Source organism: Pseudomonas reactans (assembly GCF_013387025.1).
In the GTDB taxonomy this organism is placed as follows: domain Bacteria; phylum Pseudomonadota; class Gammaproteobacteria; order Pseudomonadales; family Pseudomonadaceae; genus Aquipseudomonas; species Aquipseudomonas reactans.
In genome coordinates, this window is record NZ_JACAQP010000015.1 from 151,027 (window position 1) to 158,788 (window position 7,762).

Annotated in this window: 9 protein-coding genes; 8 read left to right on the forward strand and 1 reads right to left on the reverse strand. The window is 60.9% G+C overall.

The features are described 5' to 3' along the window. Nucleotides 1–36: 36 nt before the first annotated feature. Nucleotides 37–729, reverse strand: a complete 693-nt coding sequence (locus tag HX793_RS18575; protein ID WP_177095719.1) for an alpha/beta family hydrolase — start codon at nt 727–729, stop codon at nt 37–39. A 79-nt stretch (nt 730–808) separates the two neighbouring features. Between HX793_RS18575 and ccoN (HX793_RS18580) the strand changes: the two genes are divergently transcribed. The 8 genes from ccoN (HX793_RS18580) to ccoP (HX793_RS18615) all read left to right on the forward strand — a co-directional run bounded on the left by ccoN (HX793_RS18580) (nt 809) and on the right by ccoP (HX793_RS18615) (nt 7,687). Beyond that, nucleotides 809–2,233 (forward strand): cytochrome-c oxidase, cbb3-type subunit I, encoded by a 1,425-nt coding sequence (ccoN, locus tag HX793_RS18580; RefSeq protein WP_177095721.1) that lies wholly within the window; start codon nt 809–811, stop codon nt 2,231–2,233. A gap of 10 nt (nt 2,234–2,243) precedes the next feature. After that, the gene (gene ccoO / locus HX793_RS18585; RefSeq protein ID WP_017735321.1) at nt 2,244–2,852 is read left to right on the forward strand and encodes a cytochrome-c oxidase, cbb3-type subunit II; all 609 of its coding nucleotides are present in this window, start codon (nt 2,244–2,246) and stop codon (nt 2,850–2,852) included. A 3-nt stretch (nt 2,853–2,855) separates the two neighbouring features. Next, nucleotides 2,856–3,056, forward strand: coding sequence for a cbb3-type cytochrome oxidase subunit 3 (locus tag HX793_RS18590; protein ID WP_010208563.1), 201 nt, complete (start codon nt 2,856–2,858; stop codon nt 3,054–3,056). After that, on the forward strand, nt 3,053–4,000 hold the full coding sequence (gene ccoP / locus HX793_RS18595) for a cytochrome-c oxidase, cbb3-type subunit III (RefSeq protein WP_177052437.1): 948 nt from the start codon (nt 3,053–3,055) through the stop codon (nt 3,998–4,000). Before HX793_RS18590 ends, ccoP (HX793_RS18595) begins: the two co-directional genes overlap by 4 nt. Nucleotides 4,001–4,471: 471 nt before the next feature. After that, entirely contained in the window at nt 4,472–5,914 is a 1,443-nt protein-coding gene (ccoN, locus tag HX793_RS18600) for a cytochrome-c oxidase, cbb3-type subunit I (protein WP_016979311.1), read from the forward strand. Beyond that, nucleotides 5,914–6,522 (forward strand): cytochrome-c oxidase, cbb3-type subunit II, encoded by a 609-nt coding sequence (gene ccoO / locus HX793_RS18605; RefSeq protein WP_003193167.1) that lies wholly within the window; start codon nt 5,914–5,916, stop codon nt 6,520–6,522. The genes ccoN (HX793_RS18600) and ccoO (HX793_RS18605) overlap by 1 nt, the downstream gene beginning before the upstream one ends. Nucleotides 6,523–6,527: 5 nt before the next feature. Beyond that, entirely contained in the window at nt 6,528–6,713 is a 186-nt protein-coding gene (locus tag HX793_RS18610; RefSeq protein WP_003175465.1) for a CcoQ/FixQ family Cbb3-type cytochrome c oxidase assembly chaperone, read from the forward strand. Then, complete coding sequence (gene ccoP / locus HX793_RS18615; protein ID WP_177052436.1) at nt 6,710–7,687, forward strand: cytochrome-c oxidase, cbb3-type subunit III; 978 nt, start codon at nt 6,710–6,712, stop codon at nt 7,685–7,687. The genes HX793_RS18610 and ccoP (HX793_RS18615) overlap by 4 nt, the downstream gene beginning before the upstream one ends. The last annotated feature ends 75 nt before the right edge of the window (nt 7,688–7,762 follow it).

Sequence of the window (7,762 nt, forward strand, 5' to 3'; positions counted from 1 at the left end):
GTCGAATGTGGGAGCGGGCTTGCTCGCGAAGGGGCCCTAACAGGCGCCGATAAACCCAGCAATTTTCGCCGCAGCTGCCTCCAGATGTTGCTCATGGCTGAACCCCGACGCCTTCAACGGCTTCAAGTCGTGATCCCCCGCCACCAACCACATCACCTCGATGCTCGGCGACAACGCATACCCCTCAACCGCCGCCCGATTGCCCAACGCATCCCGCTCGCCTTGCACAATCAACGTCGGCGTCTTCAGCCCAGCCAAATGCTCAGTCCTCGGCTTCTCCGGTTTACCCACCGCATAGAACGGATACCCCAGGCACACCAGCCCATCCGCGCCCAATTCGTCCGCCAATAAACTGGCCATGCGCCCGCCCATGGACTTGCCGCCGATGGCCAGCGTCCCAGCGACATGACGTCGCACCTCGGCATGCACCTCACGCCACGCTTCGAGCAGTTTGGGCGCCGGATTCGGCGGACGTTTACCGCCGTCCACCCGGCGCTGGGCCATGTAGGGAAACTCGAAGCGCAACACGTTGACGCCATGCCCGGCAAGGCGTGCAGCCATGTCATTCATAAACCCGGAGTCCATTGGCGCACCGGCGCCGTGGGCCAGGATCAGGGTGACCGGTTTGCCCGCAGCCTCGCCCGACGCGACATCCCACAACCACCCGCGTTCCCGCACACACTGCGCCCATTGATCCCCGTCAATACTGGCCTTGTGCTCTTTGCCCATGCTTGCCTCGCTTTTTAGTCTGCCTATAACTCCAGCCCAAGTGCCGCATTGGCTTGGGTTGAACCGTGGATGGGGAACCATGAACACTACTTTAAGTACCGCCTATAACTACAAGGTGGTCCGCCAATTCGCCATTATGACGGTGGTGTGGGGCATCGTCGGCATGGGGCTCGGGGTTTTTCTCGCTGCTCAATTGGTCTGGCCTGCACTCAATTTCGACTTGCCGTGGACCAGCTTCGGAAGACTGCGTCCATTACATACGAACGCAGTTATCTTCGCCTTTGGTGGCTGCGCGCTGTTCGCCAGCTCCTTCTACTCGGTGCAACGCACCTGCCAGACCCAGCTGTTCGCGCCGAAAATCGCCGCGTTCTGTTTCTGGGGCTGGCAACTTGTCATTGTCTTGGCCGCGATCTCCTTGCCGCTGGGCTACACCAGTTCCAAGGAATACGCCGAGCTGGAATGGCCAATCGATATCCTCATCACCATTGTCTGGGTGGCCTACGCCATCGTGTTCTTTGGCACGGTGATGAAGCGCAACACCAAGCACATCTACGTCGGTAACTGGTTCTTCGGTGCGTTCATCATCACCGTGGCCATCCTGCACATCGTCAACAACCTGGAAATTCCGGTCAGCCTGACCAAGTCCTACTCCCTCTACGGCGGTGCGACGGATGCCATGGTGCAGTGGTGGTATGGGCATAACGCGGTAGGCTTTTTCCTCACCGCCGGCTTCCTGGGGATGATGTACTACTTCGTGCCCAAGCAAGCCGAGCGTCCGGTGTATTCGTATCGCTTGTCCATCGTGCACTTCTGGGCACTGATCACTCTGTACATCTGGGCCGGCCCGCACCACTTGCACTACACCGCGCTGCCAGACTGGGCACAGTCGCTGGGCATGGTGATGTCCCTGGTGCTGCTGGCACCGAGCTGGGGCGGCATGATCAACGGCATGATGACCTTGTCGGGCGCCTGGCATAAGCTGCGCAGCGACCCGATCCTGCGCTTCCTCGTGGTGTCCCTGGCGTTCTACGGCATGTCGACCTTCGAAGGCCCGATGATGGCGATCAAGACCGTCAACGCCCTCTCCCACTACACCGACTGGACCATCGGCCACGTGCACGCCGGCGCCCTCGGCTGGGTGGCGATGATCTCCATCGGCGCGCTGTACCACATGATCCCGAAAGTCTTCGGTCGCGAGCAGATGTACAGCCTCGGCCTGATCAACGCGCACTTCTGGCTGGCCACCATCGGCACCGTGCTCTACATCGCCTCGATGTGGGTCAACGGCATCGCCCAGGGCCTGATGTGGCGTGCGGTCAACGAAGACGGCACCTTGACCTACTCCTTCGTCGAAACCCTGGTGGCCAGCCACCCTGGCTTCATCGTGCGGCTGGTGGGCGGTGCGGTGTTCCTCTGCGGCATGTTCCTGATGGCTTACAACACCTGGCGCACCGTGCGTTCGGCGCAGCCCGTCGAAGCCACTACCACTGCGCAGCTGGCCTGAGGAGTCTGTGATGAAACACGAAACGATTGAAAAGAACGTCGGCCTGCTGATGCTGCTCATGGTGCTCGCCGTGAGCATCGGCGGCCTGACCCAGATCGTCCCGCTGTTCTTCCAGGACGTGACCAACAAGCCGGTGGAGGGCATGAAGCCTTACACCGCGCTGCAACTGGAAGGCCGTGACATCTACATCCGCGAAGGCTGCGTACAGTGCCACTCGCAGATGATCCGCCCGTTCCGCGCCGAGACCGAACGCTACGGCCACTACTCGGTCGCCGGCGAGAGCGTGTGGGACCACCCGTTCCTGTGGGGCTCCAAGCGTACCGGCCCGGACCTGGCACGCGTCGGCGCGCGCTACTCGGACGATTGGCACCGCGCGCACTTGTACAACCCGCGCAACGTAGTGCCCGAGTCGAAAATGCCGGCCTACCCGTGGCTGGTCACCGCCGCCGTCGACAGCAGCCACACCGAGACCAAGTTGAAAGTGATGCGCACCCTCGGCGTGCCGTACACCGACGACGACATCAGTGGCGCCGTCGCCAGCCTCAAGGGCAAGACCGAGATGGACGCGCTGGTTTCGTACCTGCAAGTGCTCGGCACTGCCATCAAGAGCAAGAGGTGAGCCATGGGATTTGAATTCGATGCGGGCACCATCCGCGGCCTTGGCACCCTGGTGGTCGCCATCGCCTTTATCGGCCTGTCGCTGTGGGTGTTCAACAACCGGCGCAATGCGGAATTCGAGCAGGCCCGCCTGCTGCCGTTCGCCGATGAACCTTCTCCATCCGACGCTCAAGAAGAGCCTGCAATAAGGAGCACTCGGCCATGACCCTATTCTGGAGTACATGGATCTGCGTATTGACCCTCGGCAGCCTGATCGGCCTGACCTGGCTGTTGATCGGCACCCGCAAGGGCGAGACCAAGGGCAGCGTGGACCAGACCATGGGCCACGCCTTCGACGGTATCGAGGAATACGACAACCCGCTGCCCCAGTGGTGGTTCATGCTGTTCGCCGGCACCCTGGTGTTTGCGGTCGGCTATTTGATCCTCTATCCGGGACTGGGCAACTGGAAAGGCGTGTTGCCGGGCTATGAAGACGGCTGGACCCAGACCAAGGAATGGGACAAGGAAATGGCCAAGGCCGATGCCAAGTTCGGGCCGATCTTCGCCAAATTCTCGGCCATGCCCGTGGAGGAAGTCGCCAAGGATCCACAAGCGCTGAAAATGGGCGGCCGCCTGTTCGCCTCCAACTGCGCGGTGTGCCACGGCTCGGATGCCAAGGGCGCGTTTGGCTTCCCGAACCTGGCGGACAACATCTGGCGCTGGGGCGGTTCGGCCGAAGCGATCAAGACCACCATCCTCAACGGCCGTCACGCGGCGATGCCGGCCTGGGGTGACATGCTTGGCGACGACGGTGTGAAAAACGTTGCTGCTTATGTGCGTCACGACGTGGCCAAGCTGCCCTTGCCGGCCGACAACAGCGCCGACCTGGCCGCCGGCAAAGCGGCGTTCAACAGCACCTGTGTCGCCTGCCATGGTCCGGAAGGCCACGGCATGGAAGCCATGGGTGCGCCAGACCTGACCAGGCCGGCCGGCTACATCTACGGCACCAGCCTCGCGCAGTTGCAGCAGACCATCCGCCACGGCCGCCAAGGCCAGATGCCGGCGCAGGAAGTGCTGCAAGGCAACGACAAGGTGCACTTGTTGGCCGCCTATGTTTACAGCTTGTCCCACAACGCTGATGGCGCAACGCCAGAAAGCCCCGCTCAGTAACCCTTTACTGCCGCTACCGATCAGGAGCGGCAGCCGCTTTTTCTGTAGGAGCGAGCTTGCTCGCGAAGAACCTGAGGGCGAAGCGTTTATCCAGAATCAACGCGGCGCTCTTGAGTTCTTCGCGAGCAAGCTCGCTCCTACAGTGATCCTATGTCGCTTTCACTTACGCGACCAAGTGTCGCACCCTTCCACAGCACAACTTTCCCCTCCTCACTTTCGGGTCTACGCTTGTTCCCACAGCGGACCAATCCTGGCGTACGCAACGACATTCGTTGCGACCCCAAAAATTTCCTGTCCACTCGATCAGCTTTCGATTTCTGATTTTGTCCCTACGAGAAACATGGAAAGGGCGCAGAATCTGGCGTGGAACGCATTGATACAGGTCAGCCATTGCGTTGCAATGGCCCCTCGCTTTCTACATACTTGCGGCCGATTTTACCTATAAAAAAACCTAAACCGTGGAACCTTAGAATGAGCACAGCAATCAGTCCGACTGCTTATAACTATAAGGTAGTCCGCCAGTTCGCCATCATGACGGTGGTCTGGGGGATCCTTGGCATGGGGCTCGGGGTGTTCATCGCCTCGCAACTGGTTTGGCCGGAATTGAATTTCGGTTTGCCATGGACGACCTTTGGCCGCCTGCGCCCGCTGCACACCAACCTGGTGATCTTCGCCTTCGGTGGCTGTGCATTGTTTGCCACCTCCTATTATGTCGTGCAGCGAACCTGCCAGACGCGACTGATCTCCGACAGCCTCGCGGCCTTCACCTTCTGGGGTTGGCAAGCCGTCATCGTGAGCGCCATCGTCACCCTGCCGCTGGGTTACACCACCACCAAGGAATACGCCGAGCTGGAATGGCCGATCGCCATTTTGCTCGCCATCGTGTGGGTGACCTACGCCGTGGTGTTCTTCGGCACCATCGTCAAGCGCAAGACCAAGCACATCTATGTGGGTAACTGGTTCTACGGCGCCTTCATCCTGGTGACGGCGATGCTGCACATCGTCAACCATGCCTCGCTGCCAGTGAGCCTGTTCAAGTCCTACTCGGCCTACGCCGGGGCCACGGATGCGATGATCCAGTGGTGGTACGGCCACAACGCCGTGGGTTTCTTCCTGACCACCGGTTTCCTGGGGATGATGTACTACTTCGTGCCGAAACAGGCCGAACGTCCTATTTACTCGTACCGTTTGTCCATCGTGCACTTCTGGGCGCTGATCACCCTGTACATCTGGGCAGGTCCGCACCACTTGCACTACACCGCGCTGCCGGATTGGGCGCAGTCGCTGGGCATGGCGATGTCGATCATCCTGCTGGCCCCGAGCTGGGGCGGCATGATCAACGGCATGATGACCCTGTCGGGCGCCTGGCATAAGTTGCGCACCGACCCGATCCTGCGTTTCCTCGTGGTATCGCTGGCGTTCTACGGCATGTCGACCTTTGAAGGGCCGATGATGGCGATCAAGACCGTCAACTCGCTGTCCCACTACACCGATTGGACCATCGGCCACGTACACGCCGGCGCCCTCGGTTGGGTGGCGATGATCTCCATCGGCGCGCTGTATCACATGATCCCGAAACTGTTCGGCCGTGCGCAGATGCACAGCGTCGCACTGATCAACACGCACTTCTGGCTGGCCACCATCGGCACCGTGCTCTACATCGCCTCGATGTGGGTCAACGGCATCACCCAGGGCCTGATGTGGCGTGCGATCAACGATGACGGCACCCTCACCTACTCCTTCGTCGAAGCGCTGCAAGCCAGCCACCCGGGCTACATCGTCCGCGCCCTGGGCGGTGCGTTCTTTGCCGCCGGCATGCTGTTCATGGCCTACAACGTCTGGCGCACCGTGCGTGCCTCGGACCCGGCAGAAGCCGAAGCCGCCGCCAAGATCGCCGTTGTGGGAGCCCACTGATGAAGCATGAAGTAGTCGAGAAGAATATCGGCCTGCTGGCCTTCTTCATGGTCATCGCCGTGAGTATCGGCGGCCTGACCCAGATCGTTCCGCTGTTTTTCCAGGACGTGACCAACAAGCCGGTCGAGGGCATGAAGCCGCGCACCGCCCTTGAACTGGAAGGCCGCGACGTCTACATCGCCAACGGTTGTGTCGGCTGCCACTCGCAGATGATCCGCCCGTTCCGCGCCGAAACCGAACGCTACGGCCACTACTCGGTCGCCGGCGAAAGTGTGTGGGACCACCCGTTCCTGTGGGGTTCCAAGCGGACCGGCCCGGACCTGGCCCGTGTCGGCGGGCGTTACTCCGATGACTGGCAGCGTGCGCACTTGTACAACCCGCGCAACGTGGTGCCTGAATCGAAAATGCCGGCGTACCCGTTCCTCGTGGAAAACAAGCTCGACGGCAAGGACACCGCGAAGAAGATGGAAGTCTTGCGCACCCTGGGCGTGCCCTACACCGACGAAGACATCGCCGGTGCAGCCGCAGCCGTGAAGGGCAAGACCGAAATGGACGCATTGGTGGCCTATCTGCAAGGCCTGGGCACCATCATCAAAAGCAAACGGTGACCTACATGGATATCGGGATGATTCGTGGCCTGGGCACCGTCGTGGTGATGGTGGCCTTTATCGGCCTGGCGTTGTGGGTGTTCAGCCCCAAGCGCAAGTCGGAGTTTGAAGACGCGACCTTGCTGCCCTTTGCGGATGATCCCGAAGCCATCAAGCACGTCGAGCAAGCTTCTAGGAGTAACAAAGAATGACTACGTTCTGGAGTCTGTACGTCACAGTCCTCAGTCTGGGTACCATCTTCGCCCTGACCTGGCTGCTGCTGTCGACCCGCAAGGGCCAGCGCGCCGAGCAAACCGACGAGACCGTCGGCCACTCGTTCGACGGCATCGAGGAGTACGACAACCCGCTGCCGAAATGGTGGTTCATGCTGTTCGTCGGTACCATCATCTTCGCCCTCGGCTACCTGGCGCTGTACCCCGGCCTGGGCAACTGGAAAGGCCTGCTGCCGGGCTACAACTACCTCGACACCGAAAAGCAAACGCCCTTCGCCAACGGCCAGACCGGCTGGACCGGCGTGCACGAATGGGAAAAGGAAATGGCCAAGTCGGACGCCAAGTTCGGCCCGATCTTCGCCAAATTCGCATCGATGCCGATTGAAGAAGTGGCCAAGGACCCGCAAGCCTTGAAAATGGGCGGCCGCCTGTTCGCCTCCAACTGCTCGGTGTGCCACGGCTCTGACGCCAAAGGCGCCTATGGCTTCCCCAACTTGACCGACGCCGACTGGCGCTGGGGCGGCGAGCCCGCCACCATCAAGGAAACCATCATGAAGGGCCGCCATGCCGTGATGCCGGGCTGGCTGGATATCCTCAAGGAACAAGGCGTCAGCGATGTCGCCGCGTTCGTGGTGACCAACCTCGACGGCCGCAAGCTGCCCGAAGGCGTGAAAGCCGATGTGGCCAACGGCGAGAAACTCTTTGCCGCCAACTGCGTGGCCTGCCACGGCCCGGCCGGTAAAGGCACCCCAGCCATGGGTGCGCCTGACCTGACCCACCCAGGTGCCTTCATCTACGGTTCGAGCTTCGCCCAACTGCAGCAGACCATCCGTTGGGGTCGTCAGGGCCAAATGCCTGCGCAGGAGCAACTGCAAGGCAATGACAAGGTGCATTTGCTGGCGGCGTATGTGTACAGCTTGTCCCATGGGGATAAGAAGACTGAAGAGCAGTAAGCCCTCGGAAGATCAAAGCCCCGCGCAGCGAAAGCTGGCGGGGCTTTGTTCTTTCTAGGGAAACTCTGAAAAAGA

Excerpts from the sequence above, each read along its gene's own strand:
- ccoO (WP_003193167.1), top strand. The coding sequence starts at position 5,914 with ATGAAGCATGAAGTAGTCGAGAAGAATATCGGCCTGCTGGCCTTCTTC.
- ccoN (WP_016979311.1), top strand. The coding sequence starts at position 4,472 with ATGAGCACAGCAATCAGTCCGACTGCTTATAACTATAAGGTAGTCCGC.
- HX793_RS18610 (WP_003175465.1), top strand. The coding sequence starts at position 6,528 with ATGGATATCGGGATGATTCGTGGCCTGGGCACCGTCGTGGTGATGGTG.
- ccoP (WP_177052437.1), top strand. The coding sequence starts at position 3,053 with ATGACCCTATTCTGGAGTACATGGATCTGCGTATTGACCCTCGGCAGC.
- ccoP (WP_177052436.1), top strand. The coding sequence starts at position 6,710 with ATGACTACGTTCTGGAGTCTGTACGTCACAGTCCTCAGTCTGGGTACC.
- ccoN (WP_177095721.1), top strand. The coding sequence starts at position 809 with ATGAACACTACTTTAAGTACCGCCTATAACTACAAGGTGGTCCGCCAA.
- HX793_RS18590 (WP_010208563.1), top strand. The coding sequence starts at position 2,856 with ATGGGATTTGAATTCGATGCGGGCACCATCCGCGGCCTTGGCACCCTG.
- HX793_RS18575 (WP_177095719.1), bottom strand. The coding sequence starts at position 729 with ATGGGCAAAGAGCACAAGGCCAGTATTGACGGGGATCAATGGGCGCAG.
- ccoO (WP_017735321.1), top strand. The coding sequence starts at position 2,244 with ATGAAACACGAAACGATTGAAAAGAACGTCGGCCTGCTGATGCTGCTC.